This window comes from Streptomyces sp. MMG1121 (assembly GCF_001280015.1).
Classification (GTDB): Bacteria; Actinomycetota; Actinomycetes; order Streptomycetales; family Streptomycetaceae; genus Streptomyces.
On the sequence record NZ_LGDV01000085.1, the window covers coordinates 90,880 to 116,727 of the forward strand.

The 25,848-nt window shown below is 75.4% G+C and carries 3 protein-coding genes; all 3 read right to left on the reverse strand.

Going from position 1 to position 25,848, the window contains the following annotated elements; genetic code table 11:
* Positions 1-11: 11 nt before the first annotated feature.
* Complete coding sequence (locus ADK64_RS09040) at positions 12-15,398, reverse strand: type I polyketide synthase (RefSeq protein WP_053656865.1); 15,387 nt, start codon at positions 15,396-15,398, stop codon at positions 12-14.
* Between the two features lie 67 nt (positions 15,399-15,465).
* On the reverse strand, positions 15,466-20,220 hold the full coding sequence (locus tag ADK64_RS09045) for a type I polyketide synthase (RefSeq protein ID WP_420712947.1): 4,755 nt from the start codon (positions 20,218-20,220) through the stop codon (positions 15,466-15,468).
* Entirely contained in the window at positions 20,217-25,649 is a 5,433-nt protein-coding gene (locus ADK64_RS09050) for a type I polyketide synthase (RefSeq protein ID WP_053656869.1), read from the reverse strand. Before ADK64_RS09050 ends, ADK64_RS09045 begins: the two co-directional genes overlap by 4 nt.
* Positions 25,650-25,848 lie beyond the last annotated feature (199 nt).

The window sequence follows — 25,848 nt, forward strand, 5'->3', positions numbered from 1 at the left end:
CGCGGGCGTCGTCACAGGGCGTCGTCGTCCCCGACGAGATCGTCGAGCGCCATGCTGATCAGGCTCTCGGCGTCCATCGCGTCGATCGACGGGCCGCCGGGTTCACCGGCTGCCGCCGGCTGCGGCGCGGACCGCAGTCCGGCGAGTTCGAGCAGGCTGTCCAGCAGTCCGGCCTCGCGGAGCCGTCCCACGGGGATGGCGGCGAGCGCGGCCCGCACGGTGTCCTCCTCGTCGCGCGGGCGGTCCGCGGTGCGCGGGGTCAGCTCGGCGGCGAGGTGGCCGGTGAGCGCGGCCGGTGTGGGGTGGTCGAAGACGAGCGTGGCGGTCAGCCTCAGACCGGTGGCCTCGTTGAGCCGGTTACGGAACTCGACGGCGGTCAGCGAGTCGAAACCGAGGTCCTTGAACGGCAGTTCGTTCTCCAGTTCCTCGATGCCGAGTACCAGCCGGGCCTCGTCCCGCACCAGTCGCAGCAGCCGTTCGGTCCGCTCCTCGGGTGCGAGCGCGGCCAGTTCGGCGCGCAGGGCCGACGCGGCGGCCGATGCTCCGGTCCCGGTCCGGCGCGGCGCGCGCACCAGAGAGCGGAGCAGCGGGGCGATGCGCGTGGCCTCGCGCGGGGCGAGGTCCAGGCGGGCCGGCAGCAGGACCGGCTCGGCCCGGCGCACGCCCGTGTCGAACAGGGCGAGCCCGGCCTCCGCGTCGAGGGCGAGCACCCCGCCATAGGCCATGCGGCGGGTGTCGGTGTCGTCGAGCCGGTCGGCCATGCCGCCGCTGCCCGCCCAGGCGCCCCAGGCGAGCGAGACCGCGGGCAGCCCGAGCGAACGGCGGTGGGCGGCGAGGGCGTCGAGGAAGGTGTTGCCGGCGGCGTAGCCGGACTGACCGGGGCTGCCGAGCAGGCCGGCCGCCGAGGAGAACAGCACGAACGCCGTCAGCGGCCGCTCCCGGGTCAGTTCATGCAGGTTCCAGGCGGCGTCGAGCTTGGGCCGCAGCACCGCGTCGAGTCGCTCGGGCGTGAGCGAGGTCAGGACGGCGTCGGCGAGGACGCCCGCGGTGTGGACGACCGCCGAGACGGGGTGTTCGTCCAGGACCCGGGCGAGAGCGGCGCGGTCGGCGGCGTCGCAGCCGACGACCGTCACCTGTGCGCCGAGTGCGGTCAGCTCCTCGCTCAGCTCGGCCGCGCCGGGCGCCTCGGGTCCACTGCGGCTGAGCAGCACCAGCCGCTCGGCCCCGTGCGCGGTGACCAGGTGGCGCGCGACCAGTCGGCCCAGGGCGCCGGTGCCGCCGGTGACGAGGACGCCGCCGGACCAGTCGGCCGGGACGGACTCGGTCAGGCGCGGCGCCCGCACCAGCCGGGGAACGCTCAAACCTCCCTCACGCAAGGCCAGTTGGGGTTCACCGGAGGCCACGGCGGAAGGCAGCAGCCGGTGTGAGGCGTCCGCGTCGTCCAGGTCGGCGAGGACCAGCCGGTCGGGGTGCTCGGACTGAGCGGAGCGGATCAGGCCCCACGCGGCGGCGGCACCGGGGTCGGTGACATCGCCGGGACCGCTTGCGCCGCGGGTGACCACCACCAGGGTGGTGTCGGCGGACGTGGAGTCGGCCAGCCAGTCCTGCACCTGGCCGAGCAGCTCGCGGACGCCGGCCCGGATCCCGTCCGGTCCGTCACCGCCGGTGTGCATGACCACCAGGGTGTCGGGTGCCTGTTCGGCGGCCTCGGCCAGACCGTCGGCGACGGCGACCTCGGCGACCTCTCCGGCCAGGGCGCCGGCCAGCTCCTCGCGGCCGGAGCCGAGTACGCTCCACCGCCCGGCCTGCGGTGCCGCGGGCACGTCGAGGGGCACCCAGTCGAGGGCGAACAGGTCGTCGTGTCCGCCCGCGGCGGCCGCCGCGATCCGCTGCGGGTCCACCTCCCGCAGCGACAGCGAGGCGACCCGTGCCACCGGCCGGCCGGTCTCGTCGGCGGCCTCGATGCGCACCGCGCCGGTGCCGGCCGGGGCGATCCGCACCCTGAGCGCGCTCGCGCCCGGCGTGTACAGCTCCACGCCGTTCCAGGCGAAGGGCAGCGTCATGCGCTCCTCGGCCCCGGCGCGCAGCCCGATGGTGTGCAGGGCGGCGTCGAACAACGCCGGGTGCAGGCCGAACGCGGCGGTGTCGGTGGGGACCTCGACCTCGGCGTACGCCTCGTCGCCCTGCCGCCAGGCCGCGCGCAGCCCCTGGAAGCGGGACCCGTACTCGGCCCCCAGCTGCGCGAGCCGGTCGTAGACGCCGTCCAGGTCGACCGGTTCGGCGCCGGTCGGCGGCCAGGCGGTGAGGTCGTGGCCCGGGTTCTCCCCGGCGGGCCGCAGCACGCCGGTGGCGTGGGTGGTCCAGGGGGCGCCCTCGACCGCGGCGGCGTACACACGGAAGGCGCGGGCGCCGGTCGCGTCGGGCTCGCCGACCGTGCACTGGAGGCGGACCGCTCCGTCCTCGGGCAGGACCAGTGGTTCGGTGACGGTCAGGTCCTCCACCGTGCCGCAGTCCACACGGGCCCCGGCGGCGAGGGCCATCTCGACGAAGGCGGTGCCCGGCAGCAGCGGCACTCCGCCGACGCTGTGGTCGGCGAGCCACGGCTGGTCGGCCAGGGAGAGACGGCCGGTGTACAGGGTGCCGTCGGCGCCGGCGAGTTCGACGGCGGTGCCCAGCAGCGGATGGTCTGCGGCCGGGCGCGGCAGGCCGAGGTCACCGGTCACCCAGTAGCGGCCGCGCTGGAAGGCGTAGGTGGGCAGATCCGCACCGTCCCGGTGGGGCAGCAGGGCCGTCCAGTCGACGGCGACGCCGTGTACGTGCAGGGCCGCGAGCCCGGTGAGCAGGGCCTCGGTCTCCTCGCGGTCCTTGCGCAGCAGCGGTACGGCGGCCGCCTCCTGCGGCAGGCACTCGCCGGCCGCGGCGGTCAGCGCGCTGCCCGGGCCGGCCTCGGCGAAGTGCCGTACGCCGGCCTCGCGCAGGGCGGTGACGGCGTCGGCGAAGCGGACGGCCTCGCGGGCGTGCCGCACCCAGTAGTCGGGGGTGGACAGCTCGTCGGGGGCGGCCGGGGCACCGGTGAGGGTGGACACGAGCGGGATGCGCAGCGTGCCGTACGACAGCGAGGCGGCGACCTCGCGGAACTCCGCCAGCATCGGCTCCATCAGGGCCGAGTGGAAGGCGTGGCTGACGGCCAGCTCCCTGGTGCGCTCGAAGCGGGCGGCCAGGGCGCGGGCCGGACCGGCAGGACCGGAAACGACCACCGACCGGGGCCCGTTGACGGCGGCGATCCCGACGCCGTCGCCCAGCAGGGGCGCGACCTCGTCCTCGGTGGCCTGTACGGCGATCATCGCGCCGCCCTCGGGCAGGGCCTGCATCAGACGTCCACGCGCGGCGACGAGGGTGCAGGCGTCCTTGAGGTCGAGGACGCCCGCGACGTGGGCGGCGGCGAACTCGCCCACGGAGTGCCCGGCCAGGATGTCGGGCCGGACGCCGAAGGACTCCAGCAGCCGGTACAGGGCCACTTCCACGGCGAACAGGGCGGGCTGGGTGTACTCGGTGCGCTCCAGCAGCTCGGCGGAGTCCAGGACGTCGGCGAGCGGCCGGTCCAGCAGCGGATCCAGCTGGTCCCGCACCTCGTCGAAGGCGGCGGCGAAGGCGGGGAATGCCGCCGCGAGGCGGGTGCCCATGCCCGGCAGCTGCGAGCCCTGGCCGGAGAAGAGGAAGGCGAGCCGGCCGTCGGTGGCGGTGCCGAGGACCCCGGTGGCCGGGGTCCGGCCCTCCGCCACGGCCCGTACGCCGGCGGTGAGTTCGTCACGGGTACGGCCGAGGACGGCGGCGCGGAGGCCGAGCCGGGTGCGGGCGTGGGCGAGCGCGCCCGCGAGGCGGTGCGGGTCGGCGTCCGGGGTGGCGGACAGCTGCTCCAGCAGCCGGGCCGCCTGGGCGCGCAGGGCGTCCGGAGTGTGCCCGGAGAGCAGCCACGGCACGGTGTCGGTGGACGGGCCGCCGGGCACCTCGACCGGCTCGTCGGCGGGCGGGGCCTCGACGATCACGTGGGCGTTGGTGCCGGAGATTCCGAAGGAGGAGATGCCCGCACGGCGCGGACGGCCCGGGTCGGGCCAGCTGCGGGACTCGGTGAGCAGGCGGACGCCCGCGCCCTCCCACTCCACGTGCCGCGAGGGCCGGTCGATGCCGAGGCTGGCCGGCAGGGTCTCGTTGCGGATGGCCTCGACCATCTTGATGACGCCGGCGACACCGGCGGCGGCCTGGGTGTGGCCCAGGTTGGACTTGACCGAGCCGAGCCACAGCGGGCTGTCCTCGGTGTGCTCGGCGCCGTAGGTGGCGATCAGCGCCTGGGCCTCGATGGGGTCGCCGAGGGTGGTGCCGGTGCCGTGCGCCTCGACCACGTCGACCTCGCCCGCCGCGACGCCGGCCGCCTGCAGGGCGCGGCGGATCACGCGTTGCTGGGCCGGGCCGTTGGGGGCGCTGATGCCGTTGGAGGCACCGTCCTGGTTGACGGCGGTGCCGCGCAGCACAGCGAGGATCTTGTGGCCGTTGCGGCGGGCGTCGGAGAGCCGTTCCAGCAGCAGGACGCCGGCGCCCTCGCCGAAGCCGGTGCCGTCGGCCGCGTCCGCGAAGGGCTTGCAGCGGCCGTCCCGGGACAGGCCCCGGTGCCGGCTGAACTCCACGAAGGTGCCCGGGGTGGCCATGACGGTCACTCCCCCGGCCAGCGCCAGCGAGCAGTCGCCCTGCCTGAGCGACTGGGCGGCCAGGTGCAGCGCCACCAGCGACGAGGAGCAGGCCGTGTCGACGGAGAGCGTCGGTCCCTCCAGGCCCAGGGTGTAGGCGACCCGGCCGGAGACCACGCTGCCGGAGCCGAAGCTGCCGAAGTAGTCGTGGTACATCACGCCGGCGAACACACCGGTGTCGGAGCCGCGCAGGGTGGCGGGGTCGATGGAGGCCCGCTCCAGCGCCTCCCAGGAGGTCTCCAGCAGCAGCCGCTGCTGGGGATCGGTGACCTCCGCCTCCTCCTCGTCCATGGCGAAGAAGGCCGGGTCGAAGTCGGCGGCGTCGTACAGGAAGGCGCCGTGCCGGGTGTAACTGGTGCCCGGCCGGTCGAGCGTCGGGTCGTAGAGGTTCTCGACGTCCCACCCGCGGTCGGCGGGGAACTCCCCGATGGCGTCGCGGCCTTCGGCCACCAGCCGCCACAGGTCCTCCGGCGAGCCGATGTCGCCGGGGAAGCGGCAGGCCATGCCGATCACGGCGATCGGCTCGTCGGCGGCGGCGCGGGGAGCGGTGCGGGTGGTGGCCGCGGCGAGGGTGCCGGTGAGTTCGCCGAGCAGATGGCGGGCGAGTTCGGCGGGCGTGGGGTGGTCGAACACGAGGGTGGCGGGCAGCCGGAGGCCGGTCGCCGCGGTGAGACGGTTGCGCAGCTCGACGGCCGCCAGCGAGTCGAAGCCGAGTTCCCGGAAGGGCAGGGTGCGGCCGACGTCCTGGGCGGAGCGGTAGCCGAGGATGGTCGCGACGTGGCTCTGCACCAGTTCGGTGAGGAACGGTTCGCGCTCCGCCTCCAGCAGCCCGGCGAGCCGGTCCCGCAGGGCGTCCGCGCCGCCGGTCGCGCTCTGCCCGGCGGCCGCACCGGCCCGGCGCACGGGCACGAGGGTACGGAACAGCGGGGCCAGGCCGTCGCCCTGTGCGCGCAGGGCGGTCATGTCCAGCTTCACCGGCAGGACGGCGGGGTCGGCGCCGCGCACGGCGGCGTCGAACAGGGCGACGCCCTCCTCGGTCTCCAGCGGGGCGACACCGCCGCGGCTGATGCGTGTGAGGTCCGTCTCGTCGAGGGTGCCGGTCATGCCGCCGGCCTGCGCCCACAGGCCCCAGGCCAGGGAGTGCGCGGGCAGTCCGAGCGCCCGGCGGTGTACGGCCAGCGCGTCCAGATAGGCGTTGGCGGCGGCGTAGTTCGCCTGGCCCGGCGAGCCGAGCGTGGCGGCGGACGAGGAGAACAGCACGAACGCCGACAGCTCCAGGTCCGCGGTGAGTTCGTGCAGGATCCAGGCGGCGTCAACCTTCGGCCGGAACACCGTGTCGATCCGCTCCGCGGTCAGGGAGTCGAGCACACCGTCGGCGAGGACGCCGGCCGCGTGGATCACGGCGGTCAGCGGCCGGTCGGCCGGTACGGCGTCCAGTACGGCGGTGAGCGCGGCGCGGTCGGCGACGTCGCAGGCGGCGCTCGTCACCTCGGCGCCCAGCTCGGTGAGTTCGGCGACGAGGTCGTCGGTGGCACCGCTGCGGCTGAGCAGCAGCAGGTGCCGGACGTTCCGCTCCGCGACGAGGTGCCGGGCGAGGGTCGCGCCGAGGGCGCCGGTGGCGCCGGTGAGCAGGACGGTGCCGGTGCCCAGATCTCCGCTGCCGGGGGCCGTGTCCGGCGCCTCGGGGCTGACGCGCGCCAGCCGGGGCACCGACCAGGCGCCGTCGCGGAAGGCCAGGTGCGGCTCGCCGGTGGCGACGGCCTCGGCGAGGCCTGCTTCGGCGTGCGCCTCCTCCTCGGTCTCGACGAGCACGATACGGCCGGGGTTCTCGGACTGGGCCGAGCGCACGAGGCCGCCGACCGCCGCTCCTGCCGGGTCGGTTCCGGTGACGACGACGAGAGTGAGGTCGCTGTCCGCGAGCCGGGCGCGCAGCTCGTCCAGGACCGTGTCAACGGCCGCCCGTGTCTCGGCGGCGTTCACCCCGGCCGGGGCCCGCATCACTTCCAGTGCCTCGACGGCAGCCGTGGCCGAGGGCGCCGGCACCCAGTCGACGCGGTAGAGCGCACCCGCGCGGGCCGACCGCGCCGCCGCCTGAAGCGCTTCGGTCTTCAGCGGCCGCAGGGTGAGCGAGTCGACGGTGGCGACGGGCGCGCCCGTGGGGTCGGCGAGGGTGAGGGAGACGGTGCCCGCGGCGGTGGGCCGCACGCGTACGCGCAGCGCGGTCGCGCCGGTGGCGTACAGCCGTACCCCGGACCAGGCGAACGGCAGCAGGGCCTCCTCGCCTGCGGCGTCGGTGAGGCCGACCGTGTGCAGGGCGGCGTCCGACAGGGCCGGGTGGAGCCCGAAGCCGTCGGGTGAGGCGTCGGTGGCGACCTCCGCGTACAGGCCGTCCGCGGTGCGCCAGGCGGCGCGCAGACCCTGGAACAGCGGGCCGTAGCCGAGGCCGAGGGCGGCGAGTTCGTCGTACAGGCCGTCGAGCGGTACGGCGTCCGCGCCCTGCGGGGGCCATGCGGTGAGCGGGTCGGCGGTGGCCGGGAGGGTGCCGGTCGGGGCGAGCAGGCCGTCGGCGTGCCGGGTCCACGGGAGTTCCTCGTCGGGGCTCTCCGGACGCGACCAGATGGTGACGGGGCGGGTGTCCCCCTCGGGCGGGCCCACGACGACCTGGAGCTGGACGGCGCCGTGGTCGGGCAGGATCAGCGGGGCGTGCAGGGTGAGTTCGGCGAGGTCGCCGCAGCCGACCTGGTCGCCGGCGCGCAGGGCCAGTTCCAGATGGCCGGTGCCGGGGAAGAGCAGCCGGCCGCCGACGCGGTGGTCCTCCAGCCAGGGCTGGGTGCCGGGCGAGAGGCGTCCGGTGAGGACGGCGCCCTCGCTGTCGGCCCGCACCATCGCGGCGCCGAGCAGGGCGTGGTCGGTGGGGGCGAGTCCGGCGGAGGTGACGTCGGCGCCGCTCGCGGTGGAGTCGAGCCAGTACCAGTCGTGCTGGAAGGCGTAGCCGGGCAGCGGGACGCGGCGCGGCCTGCTGCCCTCGGCGACGGCGGCCCAGTCGACGCCGGCGCCCTGGGTGAAGGCCTCACCGAGGGCGGTCAGCAGCTGGTCCCGGCCGCCTTCGTCGCGGCGCAGGGAGCCCACGGCGGCCACGGAGTCGTCGGTCTCCTGGATGCCGACGGTCAGCACCGGGTGCGGGCTGGACTCGATGAACAGCTGGTGCCCGTCGGTGACGGCGGCGCGGACCGCCTCCTCGAAGAGCACGGTTCCGCGCAGGTTGGTGTACCAGTACTCGGCGCCGAGCCGCGTGGTGTCGATCGCCCCGCCGGTGACCGTGGAGTAGAACGGCACCTGGGTGGCGCGCGGCTCGATGCCGTCGAGGACGTCCGCGAGGCGCTCGCGCAGGGTCTCGACGTGGGTGCTGTGGGAGGCGTAGTCCACGGGCAGGCGCTTGGCGCGCACCTGCTCCTCCCGCAGCCGGGCGAGGAGTTCGTCGAGGGCGTCGGCGTCGCCGGACACCACCGTGGAGGCGGCGCCGTTGACGGCGGCGACCGACAGCCGGCCGTCCCACTCCGTGAGCCGGGCGCGGACCGCGTCGGCGCCCTCGCCGACGGACATCATGCCGCCGGAACCGGACAGCAGCTCGGCGATGGCCTGGGAGCGCAGGGCGACGACGCGGGCGCCGTCCCGCAACGACAGGGCACCGACCGCGCAGGCGGCGGCGATCTCGCCCTGGGAATGGCCGATGACGGCGGCCGGGGTGACTCCGTACGCGCCCCAGGTGTGCGCCAGGGACACCATCACGGCCCACAGCAGCGGCTGGACGACGTCCACGCGGTCGAGGTCGCCGCGCAGCTCGGCCGGGAAGTCCCAGTCGGTGTACGGCGCGAGGGCGGCGGCGCACTCGGCCATGCGGGCGGCGAACACCGGTGATTCTTCGAGGAGTCGGGTGGCCATGCCGGACCACTGGGAGCCCTGGCCGGGGAAGACGAACACGGGCCGGGCGCGGCCGGCCGCGGTGCCCAGGGCGAGGGTACGGGCGGTGCTGCCGTCGGCCAGCGCGGCCAGGGCGCCGCGCAGTTCGGCCGCGTCGGCTCCGGTGATCGAGGCCCGGTGGGCGAAGCGGGCCCGGGTGGTGGCGAGCGACCAGCCGATGTCGGACGGGTCGAGACCGGGGTGGGTGTCGAGGTGGCCCAGGAGGGCCGCAGCCTGCCCGGCGAGGGCGGCGGGGGTCTTGGCGGTGAGCAGCCAGGGGGCGGTGAGCCCCTCGGGTCCGGCGCCGGCCGGTTCGGCGGGGGCGGGCGGGGCCTGTTCGAGGATGACGTGGGCGTTGGTGCCGCTGATCCCGAAGGAGGACACACCGGCCCGGCGCGGCCGGCCGAGCTGCGGCCAGTCCCGCGGCTCCGCCAGCAGCCGTACCCGTCCGGCGTCCCAGTCGACCTTCGTGGACGGCTGGTCCACGTGGAGGGTCTGCGGCAGGACCCCGTGCCGCATGGCCATCACCATCTTGACGACACCGGCGACACCGGCGGCGGCCTGTGTGTGCCCGATGTTGGACTTGACCGAGCCGAGCCACAGCGGCGCGTCCTCGTCGCGGTCCTGACCGTAGGTGGCCAGCAGGGCCTGCGCCTCGATCGGGTCGCCCAGCGTCGTACCCGTGCCGTGCGCCTCCACGACGTCCACGTCGGCGGTGGTGAGGCGGGCGTTCTCCAGGGCTTCGAGGATGACGCGTTCCTGGGAGGGGCCGTTGGGGGCCGTCAGGCCGTTGGAGGCGCCGTCCTGGTTGACGGCGGTGCCGCGGACGACGGCGAGGATCTCGTGGCCGTTGCGGCGGGCGTCGGAGAGGCGTTCCACCACCATGACCCCGACGCCCTCGCCCCACACGGTGCCGCCCGCCGCGTCGGCGAAGGCGCGGGTGCGGGCGTCGGGAGCGAGGGCGCCCTGCCTGCTGAACTCGATGAAGGTCTCCGGGGTGGCCATCACGGCGACGCCGCCGACCAGCGCGAGGCTGGACTCGCCCTGCCTGAGCGACTGGGCGGCCAGGTGCAGCGCCACCAGCGACGAGGAGCAGGCCGTGTCGACGGAGAGCGAGGGCCCCTCCAGGCCCAGGGTGTAGGCGATGCGGCCGGAGATGATGCTGCCGGAGCCGAAGCTGCCGAAGTAGTCGTGGTACTGGACGCCGGCGAACACGCCGGTGCGGCTGCCCTTGAGGGTGTGCGGGTCGATGCCGGCGCTCTCCAGCGCCTGCCAGGACGTCTCCAGCAGCAGCCGCTGCTGGGGGTCCATGACGAGGGCTTCCTTGGGGCTGATGCCGAAGAACGCGGCGTCGAACTCGCCCGCGTCGTGCAGGAATCCGCCCTCGCCGACGTAGGAGGTGTCGGGGCGCTGCCGGGTGGGGTCGACGACACGGTCCACGTCCCAGCCACGGTTGGCGGGGAACGGGGTGATGGCGTCGGTCCCGTCGGCGACCAGCCGCCACAGGTCCTCCGGGGTGCGGACGCCGCCCGGGTAGCGGCACGCCAGACCCACGATGGCGAGGGGCTCGTCCGCGCGGGGCTTGACGGTACGACGGCCGCGGCGCGCCGCGGCCGGGACGCCGGCGACCAGGGTGGCGAGGTGGGCGGCGAGCGCCTCGGGCGACGGGTGGTCGAAGACGAGGGTGGCGGACAGCCGCTGGTCCAGCTCGGCGGAGAGGGAGTTGCGCAGCTCGATCGCGGCGAGCGAGTCGAAGCCGAGGTCCTTGAAGGCCCGGTCGGTCTCCACGCTGTCGGGGTTCGCGTGCCCGAGCACGGCGGCGACGTGCGCACGGACGGTGCGCAGCAGCGCCTCGGCGCGCTCCTCGTCCCCGAGCACGGCCATCCGCTCGGCGAAGGTCTGGCCGGCGTCCTCGGCGGCGGCCTCCCGGCGCACCGGGCGGCCCGCCAGCGCGCGGAAGACGGGTGCGAGGGCGCTGCCCTGGGCGCGCAGCGCGGGCAGGCTGAGCCGCACCGGCGCCAGGGCGGGACGGCCGGCACGCGCCGCCAGGTCGAACAGGGCGGTGCCCTCCTCGGCCGACAGGGCGGTCATGCCGCCGCGCGCCATGCGGGCGCGGTCGGCCTCGTCCAGGGAGCTGGTCATGCCGCCGGACGGGGCCCACGGGCCCCACGCCAGCGACAGCGCGGGCGCGCCCTGTGCGTGACGGTGTGCGGCGAGGGCGTCCAGGAGGGCGTTGGCGGCGGCGTAGTTGCCCTGGCCCGGGGCGCCGACGGTGCCGGCGACGGACGAGAAGAGCACGAACGCCGAGCGTCCGCCCGTCAGTTCGTGCAGGTGCAGGGCGCCGAATGCCTTCGGTGCGAGGACCTGGTCGATCCGCTCGGGGGTGAGCGAGGAGACCACACCGTCGTCGAGGACGCCGGCGGCGTGGACGACGGCGGTGAGCGGGCGGTCGGCGGGGATGCCGGCCAGTACGGCGGCGAGGGCGTCCCGGTCGGCGACGTCGCAGGCGTGGGCGGTCGCGGTGGCGCCGAGGGCGGCGAGTTCGGCGATCAGGTCGCCGGAGTCGCCCGACCGGCTGAGCAACGCGAGGTGACGAACGCCGTAGGTGGTGACCAGGTGCCGGGCGAGCACCGGGCCGAGGCCGCCGGTGGCACCGGTGAGCAGGACCGTGCCCTCGGGGTCGAGGGTCAACTCACCTGATCCGGGCGTTACTTCGGCGCGTACGAGCCGGGCGGCGCGGGCGGCGCGGGCGCGCATCGCGACCTGCGGTTCGCCGGAGGCGAGGACGCCGGGCAGGACGGCGTCCGCGTCCGTGTCCGGTTCGAGGTCGAGCAGCACGAACCGGTCCGGGTTCTCCGACTGCGCGGACCGTACCAGCCCCCATACGGCGGCGCCGGCCAGGTCGGGCACGTCCTCGCCCGAGACGCTCACCGCGCCGTGGGTGACGACGGCCAGCGGGCGGGGGTCCTCGTCCTGGAGGGCCGCGAGCGCGCTGTGCAGGGCCTCGCGTACGGCGGCGGCGTCGGCCCCGGGCACGCTGTGCAGCACCCGGTGGTCGGTGTCGGGGGCGTCGGCCTCCAGGGGCAGCGGCTGCCAGTCGAGGGTGAACAGGGCGTCGGCGGTGGTGTCGCGGGCGGCGCGCAGGTTGGTCAGCGGGCGGGAGGCGAGCGAGGTGACCGTGGCGACGGGGGCGCCGGTGGCGTCGGCCAGGTCTACGGCGAAGGCGTGCGGCCCGGTGGGCACGAGCCGGGCGCGCAGCACGGAGGCGCCGACGGCGTGCAGGGTGACGCCCGCGAACATGAAGGGCAGCCGGGCGGTGTCGTCGGCGGTACCGTCGCCGAGCAGGGCCAGGGAGTGCAGGGCGGCGTCGAAGGCGGCCGGGTGCAGTCCGAAGCGGGGCGCGTCGGCGGCGGGCCGCTCGGGCAGCCGTACCTCGGCGAACACCTCCTCGCCGCGCCGCCAGGCGGCCGTCAGGGCCTGGAAGACGGGCCCGTACTCCAGGCCGGCGGCGGCGTGCCGCTCGTACAGGCCGTCCGTGTCGAGGGGTTCGGCGTCCTCGGGGGGCCAGACGTCCAGGCGGGTACCCGGGGTGTCGGTTCCGGCGGCGAGCAGGCCGGAGGCGTGCAGGGTCCACGGTTCGTCGGCGGGCAGGCTCTCGGCGCGGGCGTACACGTGCACCGTACGGGCGCCGGACGCGTCGGGTGCACCGACGGCGACCTGGACGCGCACCCCGTCGTCCGGAGGCAGCACCAGCGGTATTTCCAGGGCGAGTTCTTCCAGTCCCGTGCAGCCGACCTGGTCGCCGGCGCGGACGGCCAGTTCGACCATGGCGGTGCCGGGGACGACGACCGAGCCGCCGACGACGTGGTCGGCGAGCCAGGGGTGGGTGCGCACCGACAGCCGGCCGGTGAGGACCGCGCCGTCGGAGTCGGCGAGCACGGTGGCCGCGCCGAGCAGCGGGTGGTCGGCGGAGTCCAGGCCGGCGGAGCCGACGTCGCCGACGGCGGTGGCCGTCTCGGGCCAGAACCGCTCGCGCTGGAAGGCGGTGGTGGGCAGGTCCACGGTGCGGGCGCCGGTGAACAGCGCGGTCCAGTCGACCGCGGCTCCGCCGGTGTACAGCTGTGCCACGGCCGTGAGCACGCTCTCCGTCTCGTCGCGCTCACGCCGGGTGGCGGCGGCCAGCACGGCCTCGCCGTCCGTGCCGTCGGCCGCCAGGCACTCGCGGGCCATGGCCGTCAGCACGGCGTCCGGGCCGAGTTCGAGGAAGCGGGTGACGCCCTCGGCGGCGAGGGAGCGCATCCCGTCGTGGAAGCGGACCGCCTCGCGCACGTGGTGCACCCAGTAGTCGGGAGTGGCGAGGTCCTGGGTGGCGAGGGTGCCGCTGACATTGGAGACCACCGGGACCGTTGCCCGGTGGAAGGTCAGGGACGTGACGACCGCACGGAAGTCGTCCAGCATCGGTTCCATGAGCGGCGAGTGGAAGGCGTGCGAGACCTTCAGCCGCCGGCTCTTGTCGAAGCGGGCGGCCACCGCCTCGGTCTCGGCGGCATCGCCGGAGATCACCACGGAGCCGGGGCCGTTGACGGCGGCGATACCGACCCGCTCGGTGAGCAGCGGGCGGACCTCCTCCTCGGTGGCGCGTACGGCGATCATCGCGCCGCCTTCGGGCAGCGCCTGCATGAGCCGTCCGCGCGCGGCCACCAGCGTGGTCGCGTCCTTCAGGTCCAGGACGCCGGCCACATGGGCGGCGGCGATCTCGCCGATGGAGTGTCCGGCCAGGTAGTCGGGGGTGAGGCCCCAGGACTCCACCAGTCGGTACAGGGCGACCTCGAAGGCGAACAGCGCGCTCTGGGTGCGTTCGGTGCGGTTCAGGGGCTCGGGGTCGTCGCCGAACACCAGATCGCGCAGGTCGTCGCCGAACAGCGCGCAGATCTCGTCGAAGACACGGGCGAAGACCGGGAAGTGCGCGTGCAGTTCACGGCCCATGCCGGCGCGCTGCGCGCCCTGCCCGGTGAACAGGAACGCGGTCTGTCCCTTGCGTACGCGGCCCGAGGCGGCGGCCTGACCGCCCTCGGCGACCCGGGTCACGGCCGTCACGAGCGCGTCGCGGTCGGCGCCGAGGACCACGGCCCGGTACTGGTGGGCGGTGCGGGTGGCGGCCAGGGAGTGCGCCACGTCCACCGGGTCCGGCTCACCGGCTGCGGCCGCCAGGCGGGCGGCCTGCTCGCGCAGGGCCCGCTCGGTGCGGCCGGACAGCACCCAGGGCACGAGCGGCGGTGCCGTACGCGGTTCGGCCTCGACCGGCTCTTCGGCGGGAGCCTCCTCCAGGATGGTGTGGGCGTTGGTGCCGCTGGCGCCGAAGGAGGAGACGGCGGCGCGGCGGGGCCGGCCGGGGTCGCTCCAGGGCCGGTTCTCCGTCAGCAGGCGGACCTGGCCCTGGCCCCAGTCGACCTTGCTGGACGGCTCGTCGGCGTACAGCGACTTGGGCAGCACGCGGTGCCGTATCGCCATGACCGACTTGATGATGCCGGCGACGCCGGCGGCGGCCTGGGTGTGCCCGATGTTGGACTTCACCGAGCCGAGCCACAGCGGGGCGTCCTCGGGCCGGTCCTGGCCGTAGGTGGCGAGCAGCGCCTGCGCCTCGATCGGGTCGCCGAGGGTGGTGCCGGTGCCGTGCGCCTCCAGCAGGTCCACGTCGGCCGGGCCGAGCCGGGCCCCGGCCAGCGCGGCCCGGATGACGCGTTGCTGGGACGGCCCGTTGGGTGCGGTCAGGCCGTTGGAGGCGCCGTCCTGGTTGACGGCGGAGCCGCGGACGACGGCCAGCACCTCGTGGCCGTTGCGCCGGGCGTCGCTGAGCCGTTCCAGCACCAGCATGCCGGCGCCCTCGCTCCAGCTGGTGCCGTCGGCGGCGTCGGCGAAGGACTTGCTGCGGCCGTCGACGGCGAGGCCGCGCTGCCGGGAGAAGGCGATGAAGTTGCCCGGCGTGGACATCACGGTGGCGCCGCCCGCCAGGGCGAGGGCACACTCCTTGTTGCGCAGCGCCTGGACGGCGAGGTGCACCGCGACGAGCGCCGAGGAGCAGGCGGTGTCGATGGTGACGGCCGGGCCCTCCAGGCCCAGCGTGTAGGAGATCCGGCCGGAGATGACGGCGGCCAGCACACCGGTGCCGAGCGCCGCCTCGCTGTCCTCCGGCATTTTCGCCAACAGGTCTTTGTAGTCCTGGCCGTTGGTGCCCGCGAACACCCCGATCCGGCCGCCGTGCGCCGAGTCGGGGGCTATCCGGGCCCGCTCCAGGGCCTCCCACGACACCTCCAGCAGCAGCCGCTGCTGGGGGTCCATCGTGACCGCCTCGCGGGGGCTGATGCCGAAGAAGTCCGGCTCGAACCCGGCCGCCTCGTCCAGGAACCCGCCGCGCTTGACGTAGCTCTTGCCGGTGGCGTCCGGGTCGGGGTCGTAGAGCGCGTCGACGTCCCAGCCCCGGTCCTCGGGGAAGTCACCGATGGCGTCGGTGCCGTCGTGGACGAGCCGCCAGAACTCCTCCGGGGTGGTCACGCCGCCGGGGAAGCGGCAGCTCATCCCGACGATGGCGATGGGTTCCCGGTCCTGGGTCTCCACCTCGCGCAGCCGCTGACGGGTCTGGGCCAGATCGGCGGAGACCCGCTTGAGGTAGGAGAGCAGCTTTTCGTCGTTGGTCATCGGGTGTCGCCACTCCTGTGCGAAGAGGTGGACTGCGGTGGGGCCGGGGTGTCGTGGGAGGGTGGGGTCACGCCGAGCCGAGCTCGTTGTCGATGAAGGCGAAGACGTCGTCGGCGGAGGCGTCCTCCAGCCGTCCGGCGACGGCGTCGGCGTCCTGGCCGAGGACCTTGTTCAGATCGCTGAGCAGGGACTGCACGCGAGTGGTGATCCGCCCCTGCTCGATGTCCTCGGCGGTGAGGCCGCCGAGCCGGGCCGCGACCCGGTCGAGTTCGGCGACGACCGAGTCCACGGAGGTGTCGGCGCCCGCGAGTTCGGTGCCCAGGTACTTGGCGAGGGCGGCGGGGGTGGCGTAGTCGAAGATGAGCGTGGCCGGCAGCGGCACCCCGGCGGCGCTGCTGATCCGGTTGCGCAGGTCGACGGAGGTCAGGGAGTCGAAGCCGAGGTCGCGGAACGCGGTGGTCGCCTCGACCGCGTCGGCGCTGCCGTAGCCGAGGACCGCGGCGGCCTGGCCGCACACCAGCTCCTGGAGCGCGCGCTCGCGTTCACCGCCGGTCAGTCCGGCGAGCTTCGCGGCGAAGCCGTCGGCCCCGGCGGACTCCTGCGTGCCCGTGCCGCGCCGCGCCTCGGGCAGCGCGGACAGCAGGGCGCTGGGCCGGCTCGACGTGAACGCGGGCGCGAACACGGACCAGTCGACGTCGGCGACGGTGACGGTGGTGTCGCCGCCGTCCAGGGCGCGGCCGAGCGCGGTGAGGGCGCGATCGGGGGCGAGGAGGGACATGCCCATCGCTCGGGCGGCCGAGCGGACGGTGCCGTGGGCGGCCATGCCGTCGCCGCCCCACGGCCCCCAGGCCACCGAGGTGGCGGGCAGTCCGGCCGCGCGCCGGTGCTCGGCGAGGGCGTCGAGGTAGGCGTTGGCGGCCGCGTAGTTGGCCTGTCCGGCGCCGCCGACGGTGGCGGTCAGCGAGGAGAACAGCACGAACGCCGACAGGTCACGGTCCGCGGTCAGTTCGTGCAGGTGGCGGGCGGCGTCGGCCTTGGGGGCGAGGACGCGGGTGAACCGGTCGGGGGTGAGTGCGTCCAGGACGCCGTCGTCGAGGACACCGGCGAGGTGCATGACGGCGGTGAGGGGGTGCTTCTCGGGTACGGAGTCGAGCAGCGCGGCCAGCGCCTCGCGGTCGGCCACGTCGCAGGCGGCGAGGCTCACCTCGGCACCGGTGCCGGTGAGTTCGGCGACGAGGTCGGCGGCGCCGGGCGCGTCCATGCCCCGGCGCGAGGTGAGCAGCAGATGCCCGGCGCCCGCAGCGGCGAGCCACCGGGCGACGGCCATGCCGACCGCGCCCGTGGCGCCGGTGACCAGGACCGTGCCGGACGGCTTCCAGGGGGCGCCGGCGCGGGCCGGGGCGTGCTCCAGCCGGCGGCCGTAGGCGCCGGTCTCGCGGATGACGACCTGGTCCTCGCCGCCGGCGTCACCGAGCAGTGCGGCCAGTCGGGCGACGGTCTGCGGCCCGATCTCGGCGGGCAGGTCGATCAGTCCGCCCCAGCGGTCGGGGTGCTCCAGGGCGGCGACCCGGCCGAGGCCCCACACCTGGGACTGCGCGAAGCCGGTGATCTCGGCGGCGGAGCCGTGGGCGACGGCGTCACGGGTGGCACACCACAGCGGGGCACTGTTCTCCGCATCCCCAAGTGCCTGGAGCAGGGCGGCAGTTGCGGTGAGGTCGGTGACCGGCGCCAGCAAGGACAGGACGCCGTCCACGCCGCTCCGGCCGGCGAGCAGCCCGGCCAGCTCGGCGCGGTCGGCCGTGTCCGGCACCGTGAGGGTGTCGACGGTCAGACCCTGGTCGGCGAGCCCGGTCAGGACAGCGGTCGTCCAGGGGTCTTCGGCGGCGGGTACGACGGCCAGCCAGTGGCCGCCGAGCGCCGGGGTGGCGGCGGGGGCCAGCGGCTCCCAGGTGACCCGGTGACGCCAGCCGTCGGCGGCGGCGTTGGCCTGTCGCTGCTCGTGCCAGGCGGCCAGGCCCGGTACGACGGCGGCGACGGACGTCTCGTCGGCGACGCCGAGCGTGGCGGCGACGGCGGCCACGTCCTGGTCCCGCACCAACTCCCAGAACGGGTCGGCCGCGTCCCCGCCCGCGCGGGCCGCCGCGGAGCGCTCGGCCTGCAGGATGGGGGCGTCCTCCCAGTGCCGGTCGCGGCGGAACGGGTAGGTGGGCAGAGCGACCTTGCGGCCCCCGGCGAACACCGTCGCCCAGTCGGGCCCCGTGCCGGTCAGGTGCAGCCGGCTGACGGCGTCGACGAGAGCGGCGTCCTCGTCCCGGTCGCGGCGCTGGGTGCCGATGAGGTCGGGCACCACGTCCTGGGCCATGTTGGTGAGCACCGAGTCGGGGCCGACCTCCAGGAAACGGGTGGCGCCCTCGGCGGCCAGGGCGCTCACCCCGTCGTGGAAGCGGACGGCCGCGCGGACGTGCCGTACCCAGTACTCGGGGGAGGTGAGTTCGTCGGCCATGCGGCCCGTGACGTTGGAGACGACCGGCAGGGCGGGCTCGTGGAACGTGAGGCCCGCCAGCACCTCGCGGAACGCGTCGAGCATGGGGTCCATGCGGTGGGAGTGGAAGGCGTGCGACACCTTCAGCCGGGTGGTCTTCTCCACCTGCGCGGCGACGGCGAGCACGGCGTCCTCATCGCCCGAGATGACCACCGCCCGGGGGCCGTTGACGGCCGCGATGTCGACGCCTTCGGTGAGCAGCGGCGTGACCTCCGCCTCGGAGGCCAGCAGGGACACCATCGCGCCGCCCGTCGGCAGCTCCTGCATCAGCCGGCCGCGGGCCGCGACCAGGGCGACCGCGTCCGTCAGCTCCAGGACCCCGGCGACGTGCGCGGCGACCACCTCGCCGATGGAGTGCCCGGCGAGCAGGTCCGGGCGGATGCCCCAGTGCTCCAGCAGCCGGTACAGGGCGGTCTCGAAGGTGAACAGGGCCGCCTGCGTGTAGACGGTCTGGTTCAGCGGGGACGCGGCCGGGTCGGTGGTCTCCTCGAACATCACCTCGCGCAGCGGCCGGTCCAGGTGGGTGTCGAAGGCGGCGCAGATCTCGTCGAAGGCGGCGGCGAACACCGGGAACGCGGCGTGCAGGGTGCGGCCCATGCCGGGCCGCTGGGAGCCCTGCCCGGAGAACAGGACGCCGAGGCGGCCGGGTTCGGGGGTGACGACGGCCGCCTGGCTGCCGTCGGCGACGGCGCGCAGCCCGGCCAGCAGCTCGTCCCGGTCGCGGCCGGTGACGGCGGCCCGGTGGGTGAACCGGGCGCGGGTGGTGGCCAGCGAGTGCCCGACGTCGTACGGGTCGAGGTCGCCGGCGACCGCGAGCAGCCGCTCGGCCTGGCGCTGGACGGCGTCCGATCCCTTGCCGGACAGCACCCACGGGACGACGGGCAGCGCGGCGCGCTGCGGGGCGGTCTGCCCGGTCTCGACGGGCGGCGCCTCCTCCAGGATGGTGTGCGCGTTGGTTCCGGAGATGCCGAAGGAGGACACCCCGGCACGGCGGGGGCGGCCGTCGGGGGTGTCCCAGGTCTCGGCCTCGGTGAGCAGCCGGATGTCGCCCGCGCTCCAGTCGACGGCGGTGCTGGGCTTCTCCACGTGCAGGGTGCGCGGCAGGGTGGCGTGGCGCATCGCCATGACCATCTTGATGACGGCGCCGACGCCGGCGGCGGCCTGCGGGTGGCCCATGTTGGACTTGATGGAGCCGAGCCGGATCGGCTGGCCTTCCGGCCGGTCCTGTCCGTAGGCGGCGATGACGGCCTGGGCCTCGATGGGGTCGCCGAGGGTGGTGCCGGTGCCGTGCGCCTCGACCGCGTCGATGTGGTGCGGGGCGAGCTGGGCGTCGGCGAGGGCCTGCCGGATGACGCGGATCTGGGCCGGGCCGCTGGGCGCGGTCAGGCCGTTGGAGGCGCCGTCCTGGTTGACCGCCGAGCCGCGCACGACGGCGAGCACCTCGTGGCCGTTGTGCAGCGCGTCGGACAGCCGCTCAACGAGCAGCATGCCCGCGCCCTCGGCCCAGGCGGCGCCCGCGGCGTCGTCGGAGAAGGAGTGGCAGCGGCCGTCGGGCGACAGCGCGCGGCGCTCGCTGAACTCGACGAACATCTCGGGGCTGGCCATGACGGCGGCGCCGCCGGCCAGTGCCAGGGAGCACTCCCCCTTGCGCAGCGACTGGATCGCCGAGTGCAGCGCCACCAGCGAGGAGGAGCAGGCGGTGTCCATGGTGACCGCGGGGCCCTCCAGGCCCAGGGTGTAGGCGATGCGGCCGGAGACGATGCTGCCGGAGATGGTGCCGCCGATGTAGTCGTGGTGCATCAGGCCGACGAAGACACCGGTCGGGGTGCCCTTCACCGTGGTCGGGTCGATGCCGGCCCGCTCGAACGCCTCCCAGGTGACCTCCAGCAGCAGCCGCTGCTGCGGGTCGGTGCCGGGCGCGTCCTTGGGGCTGATGCCGAAGAAGGCGGGGTCGCACTCGGCGGCGTCGTGCAGGAAGCCGCCGTGGCGGACGTAGCTCTTGCCGGGGGCGCCGGGCTCGGGGTCGTAGATCGCCTCGACGTCCCAGCCGCGGTCGGTGGGGAACTCGGTGACGACGTCGACGCCCTCGTCGACGATCCGCCACAGGTCCTCCGGAGTGCGCACACCGCCGGGGTAGCGGCAGCCCATGCCGATGATGGCGACGGGCTCGCGGTCCTGCTCCTCCAGCTCCCGTACGCGGCGGCGGGTGCGCTCCAGCTCGGTCGTGGCCCGCTTGAGATAGTCGCGGAGCTTGCCGGCCGTGGCCGAGTCTTCCATCACTGGGCTCCCAGTTCGTTGTCGATCCTGGCGAAGAGTTCGTCGTCGCTGGCTTCCCGGAAGTCCTCTGGCGCCTCGGGCGCGGTGTGACGTCCGTGGGTGTCCTGCCAGCTGCGCAGCAGCGCTTCGAGGCGCGCGGTGACGCGGGCGTGGCTGCCGTCCTGGTCGGGCAGGTCGTGCAGGGTGGCTTCGAGGCGGTCCAGCCCGGCAAGCGCGGACCGGGTGAGGTCGGCGGGTCCGGGCACGAGCGCGGTCTTGAGGTGGGCGGCGAGCGTGCGGGGGGTGGGCTGGTCGAAGACCAGCGTCGCCGGCAGGGTCAGCCCGGTGGCGCCCGCGAGGAGGTTGCGCAGTTCGACCGCGGCGAGCGAGTCGAAGCCCATCTCCTGGAAGGCACGTCCCGGGTCCACGGACTCCGCGCCGGGGTGCCCGAGTACGCCGGCGACGTGGGTGCGGACCAACTCCAGCAGGGCGCGGTCCCGTTCGGCGTCGGGCAGGGGTGCCAGCCGGTCGCGCCAGGAGTCGGCGGGGGCGCCCGCGGCGGGCTCGGCGCCGCGCCGCCGGGCGGGCCGCACCAGGCCGCGCAGCAGCGCGGGGACGCCGTCCGGCCGGGCGCGCAGCGCGGCGGCGTCCAGACGCACCGGCACCAGTACGGCATCCTCGCCGCCGAGGCCGGCGTCGAAGGTGCGCAGTCCCTGAAGGGGGGTCAACGGCGGCAGGCCGAGCCTGCGCAGCCGTTCCAGGTCGGCGGCGTCGATGCCGGCGCTCATACCGCCGGAGCCGGACCACAGGCCGTACGCGAGGGAGACGGCGGGCAGCCCGAGCGAGCGGCGGTGCGCGGCGAGCCCGTCCAGGAAGGTGTTGGCGGCGGCGTAGTTGGCCTGGCCGCCGCCGACCAGTAGACCGGCGGTGGAGGACAGCAGCACGAAGGCCGTGAGGTCCTTCTCGCGGGTCAGTTCGTGCAGGTTCCAGGCGGCGTCCACCTTGGGCCGCAGCACGCGGTCGACCTGGTCCGCGCCGAGGGTGGCCAGGACGCCGTTGTCGACGACACCGGCGGCGTGCACCACGGCCCGTACGTCGTGCTTCGCGAACAGCGCGGAGAGATCGGCGCGGTCGGCGGCGTCGCACCGGGCGAGGGTGACCTCGGCCCCCAACTCCCCGAGTTCCGCGCGTAGTTCGCTGGCTCCGGGGGCGTCCGCGCCGCGCCGGCCGGCCAGCAGCAGGCGCCGTACGCCGTGCTCGGTGACCAGGTGACGGGCGATCAGGGCGCCGAGGCCACCGGTGCCGCCGGTGATCAGGACGGTGCCGTCCGGGTCCCAGGCGAGCGGGCCGCCGGGCTTGGCGCGGGCCAGCCGCGGCACCCGTACCTCGCCGTCCCGCACCGCGGCCTCGGGTTCTCCGGAGGCGAGTGCGCCGGCGAGCGCGGAGTCCGGGGCGGCGCTGCCGTCGCTGTCGATGAGCAGGAACCGGCCGGGGTTCTCGGCCTGCGCGGCGCGCAGAAGTCCGTACAGGGGGGCGTGGGTGAGGTCACCGGTGCGCAGGAGCACGGCGAGCCGCCCGGCGCCGCAGCGCTGGTCGTCCAGCCAGGCGCGCAGGGTGTCCAGCGTGCCGTTCACCCGCTCGCGCACCAGGGCGGGCAGGTCCGTCACGGCGTCCGGTGCGGTCGGTACGGTCAGGACCACCAGCTCGGGCACCGGGCCCGCGGCGACGAGGGCGGCCGGGTCCGGGTACCGGGGTGCGTCGAGACCGGCGTCGTCGGGGCCGCACACGGCCACGGCGGGCACGCCGGCGCTCGCCGGACCCGGCGCCGGGACGAGATCGACCCGGTAGAGCGGGTCGTCGCCGTCCCCGGCGAGCTGCTCGGCGGAGACCGGGCGGGCCACGAGGCTGCGTACGGTCGCGACGGGTGCGCCGGTGGTGTCGGCGAGGGCGAGGGTGACGGCGTCCGGGCCGGACGGGGACAGGTGCAGGCGCAGCGCGTCGGTGCCCGCCGCGTGCAGGGTGACACCGCCCCAGGCGAACGGCAGCACCGCCTGCCCGCCGGGCAGATCGAGCAGGTTGACGTGCAGGACGGCGTCCAGGAGAGCCGGGTGCACGCCGAACGCGGCGGCGGTGGCGCGGGCGCTCCCGGGCAGCGCGGCCTCGGCGAACACCTCGTCCCCGCGGCGCCACATGGCGCGCAGGCCCTGGAAGACCTCGCCGTAGCCGTATCCGGTGCGGGCCAGGCCGGGGTAGAGGCCGTCCAGGTCGACGGGTTCGGCGTCCTCGGGCGGCCAGGCTGTCAGGTCGGCCGGGCCCGTCCCGTCGGCGGGGCGGGCCTCGCCTGCGGGTGCGGTGGTGAGGACGCCGACGGCGTTGCGGGTCCAGGGGGCGTCAGGGGTGTCCGCGGTGTCGGCGCGCCGGGACCAGACGGTCAGCTCCCGCCGCCCGTCCCGTTCGCCGCCGACGGCCACCTGTACGGCCAGGGCGCCCTGCTCCGGCAGGATCAGCGGGGCGTGCAGGGTGAGTTCGTCCACCGTGTCGCAGCCGGTGCGCTCCGCGGCCTGCAGGGCCATCTCGACGAAGGCGGTGCCGGGCAGCAGCACGGTTCCGTGTACGGCGTGGTCGGCCAGCCACGGCTGGGCGGCCAGGGAGAGCCGGCCGGTGAGGACCGCTCCCCCGGTCTCGGGCAGCTCGGTCGCGGCGCTCAGCAGCGGATGCCCGGTGGCGCTCTGTCCGAGACCGTCGGCGTCGCCGCTGCCGGCCGCTCCGGCCTCCAGCCACAGCCGTTCGCGCTGGAAGGCGTAGGTGGGCAGACCGGTGCGCCGGGCACCGTGCGGGGCGAAGAACGCCGCCCAGTCGACGGCGGTGCCGGCCGCGTGCAGCCGGGCCACGGCGGTGACCAGGTCGTGTTCCTCGTCGCCGTCGCGGCGCAGCCCGGCGACGGTCACGCTGTCCTCGGGCACGCAGTCCACGGCCAGGGCGGTGAGGGCCGCGTCCGGGCCGACTTCGAGGAACGTCCGCACGCCCAGCTCGTGCAGGGTGGTCAGGGCGGGGGCGAAGCGCACGGGCCGGCGGACGTGGTCGACCCAGTAGCCGGGGGTGGTGAGTCGGCCGGGGTCGGCGAGGGCGCCGGTGAGCGTGGAGACGATCGGGATCCGCGGCTGGCCGAACGCGCACGTGGCGGCGGCCTCGGCGAAGCCGGCCAGCATCGGCTCCATCAGCGGCGAGTGGAACGCGTGCGAGACCTTGAGTCGCTTGCTCTTGTCGAAGCGGGCGGCCAGGGCATCGACGGCGTCCTCGGCACCCGAGATCACCACGGAGCGGGGGCCGTTGACAGCGGCGAGTCCGACCCGGTCGTCGAGATGGGGGGCGACCTCGTCCTCGGTCGCGCGCAGCGCGGCCATGGCGCCGCCCGCGGGCAGGTCCGCCATCAGGGCACCGCGCGCGAGCACGAGCCGGACGGCGTCCGGCAGCGACAGCACGCCGGAGACGTGGGCGGCGGCGATCTCGCCCACGGAGTGACCAGCCAGGTAGTCGGGGATCACGCCCCAGGACTCCAGGAGGCGGTACAGGGCGACTTCGGTGGCGAAGATGGCGATCTGCGCGTAGTCGGTGCGGGTGAGCAGGTCGGCGTCGGTGTCGATCACGTCGGCGAGCGGCCGTTCGAGACGGCCGTCCGCGAGGGCGCACACCGCGTCGAAGGCCTCCGCGTACACCGGGAAGGCCCGGTGCAGGGTCCGGCCCATGCCGAGCCGCTGTGCTCCCTGGCCGGTGAACAGGAAGGCCGTCTTGCCGCCGACCGGGGTGAGCGGGCTCGCGGCGGCCAGCCGGCCGAGCAGTTCGCCGGTGTCCCGGCCGACGGCGACGGCGCGGTGCTCGAAGGAGGCGCGGGTGGTGGCCAGCGACAGACCGAGGTCGGCCGGGTGGGTGTCGGGATGTGCGTCGAGGTGGTCGCGCAGGCGCGCGATCTGCCCGGCGAGGGCGGGACGCGTACGGCCGGTGACGATCCAGGGGACGCAACCACCCTCCCGTACGGGCGGGTCGTCCTGTTCCCCGGCCGCAGCCGGCTCGTCGGCGGGCGCCTGTTCCAGTACCACGTGCGCGTTGGTGCCGCTGATGCCGAAGGAGGACACGGCGGCGCGGCGGGGTCGTCCGGCGTCGGGCCAGGGGCGGCGTTCCAGGGCCAGTTCGACGGCGCCCGCGCTCCAGTCCACCTGGTCGGTGGGGGCGTCGACGTGCAGCGTGGGCGGAACCTCGCCGTGCCGCATGGCCAGCACCATCTTGATGATGCCGGCGACGCCCGCGGCGGCCTGGGTGTGCCCGAGGTTGGACTTGACCGAGCCCAGCAACAGCGGTTCCGTACGGTCCTGGCCGTACGTCGCGAGCAGCGCCTGCGCCTCGATGGGGTCGCCGAGCGAGGTGCCCGTACCGTGCGCCTCGACCACGTCGACGTCGGCGGCGGTGAGCCCGGCACCGGCCAGGGCCTGTCGGATCACCCGCTGCTGGGACGGACCGTTGGGCGCGGTCAGCCGGCTGCTGGCGCCGTCGGAGTTGACCGCGCTGCCGCGGATGACCGCGAGCACCGGATGGCCGCTCCGCTGGGCGTCGGCGAGCCGTTCCAGCAGCAGCATGCCGGCGCCCTCGCCCCATCCGGTGCCGTCGGCCCCGGTGGCGAACGCCTTGCAGCGGCCGTCCGGCGCGAGTCCGCGCTGCCGGCTGAAGTCGACGAACGTCTCCGGCGTGGACATGACGGTGACGCCGCCGGCCAGGGCGAGCGAGCATTCGCCGGACTGCAGCGCCCGCACCGCCCAGTGCAGGGCGACCAGGGAGGAGGAGCAGGCGGTGTCGACCGTGACCACCGGGCCCTCCAGGCCGAAGGTGTAGGCGACGCGCCCGGAGGCGATGCTGGCGGCGCTCCCGTTGGCGAGGTAGCCGTCGAGGTCGTCGGGGACGGAGGTGAGGCGGGTGGCGTAGTCGTTGTACATCACGCCGGCGAACACGCCGGTGCGGCTGCCGCGCAGGGAGGCCGGGACGATACCGGCGCGCTCGAAGGCCTCGTGGGAGGTCTCCAGGAGCAGTCGCTGCTGCGGGTCCATCGCGAGGGCCTCGCGGGGGCTGATGCCGAAGAAGTCGTAGTCGAAGTCGGCGGCGTCGTGCAGGAATCCGCCGGTGCGGGCGTAGGTCTTGCCGGGCCGCGCCGGGTCGGTGTCGTACAGGGCGTCCACGTCCCAGCCGCGGTCGGCCGGAAAGTCGGACACCGCGTCGGTCCCCGACGCGACCAGCTCCCACAGCTCCTCGGGAGTGCTGACACCGCCCGGGTACCGGCATCCGATACCGACGACGGCGACCGGCCCGTGTGCGCGTTGCTCGTTCTCGCGCAGCCGCCGCCGCGCCTCCCGCAGGTCCGCGGTCGTCCGCCTGAGATAGTCGAGCAGTTGCTCTTCGTTGTTCACCAGCGCGCCATCCGATCGAGATCGAAGTGAGGGCCTCGGCCGTGCGGTTCGCCTCCGGACGGTTTCCGGTCCGCTTCCCCTCCGCAGTCGGAGGCTAGGCAGGGCGCCCCGACGCATGACACCCCTACAGCCCCCAGGGGAGCCTGGAGGGGTAAGGGGGCCGCGGGGAACGCATGGCCTTCCGGCACCGTGAGGGCGG

Bases quoted from the DNA above. Each gene is read 5' to 3' on its own strand.
- ADK64_RS09040 (WP_053656865.1), bottom strand. From the start codon at position 15,398: ATGACCAACGACGAAAAGCTGCTCTCCTACCTCAAGCGGGTCTCCGCC.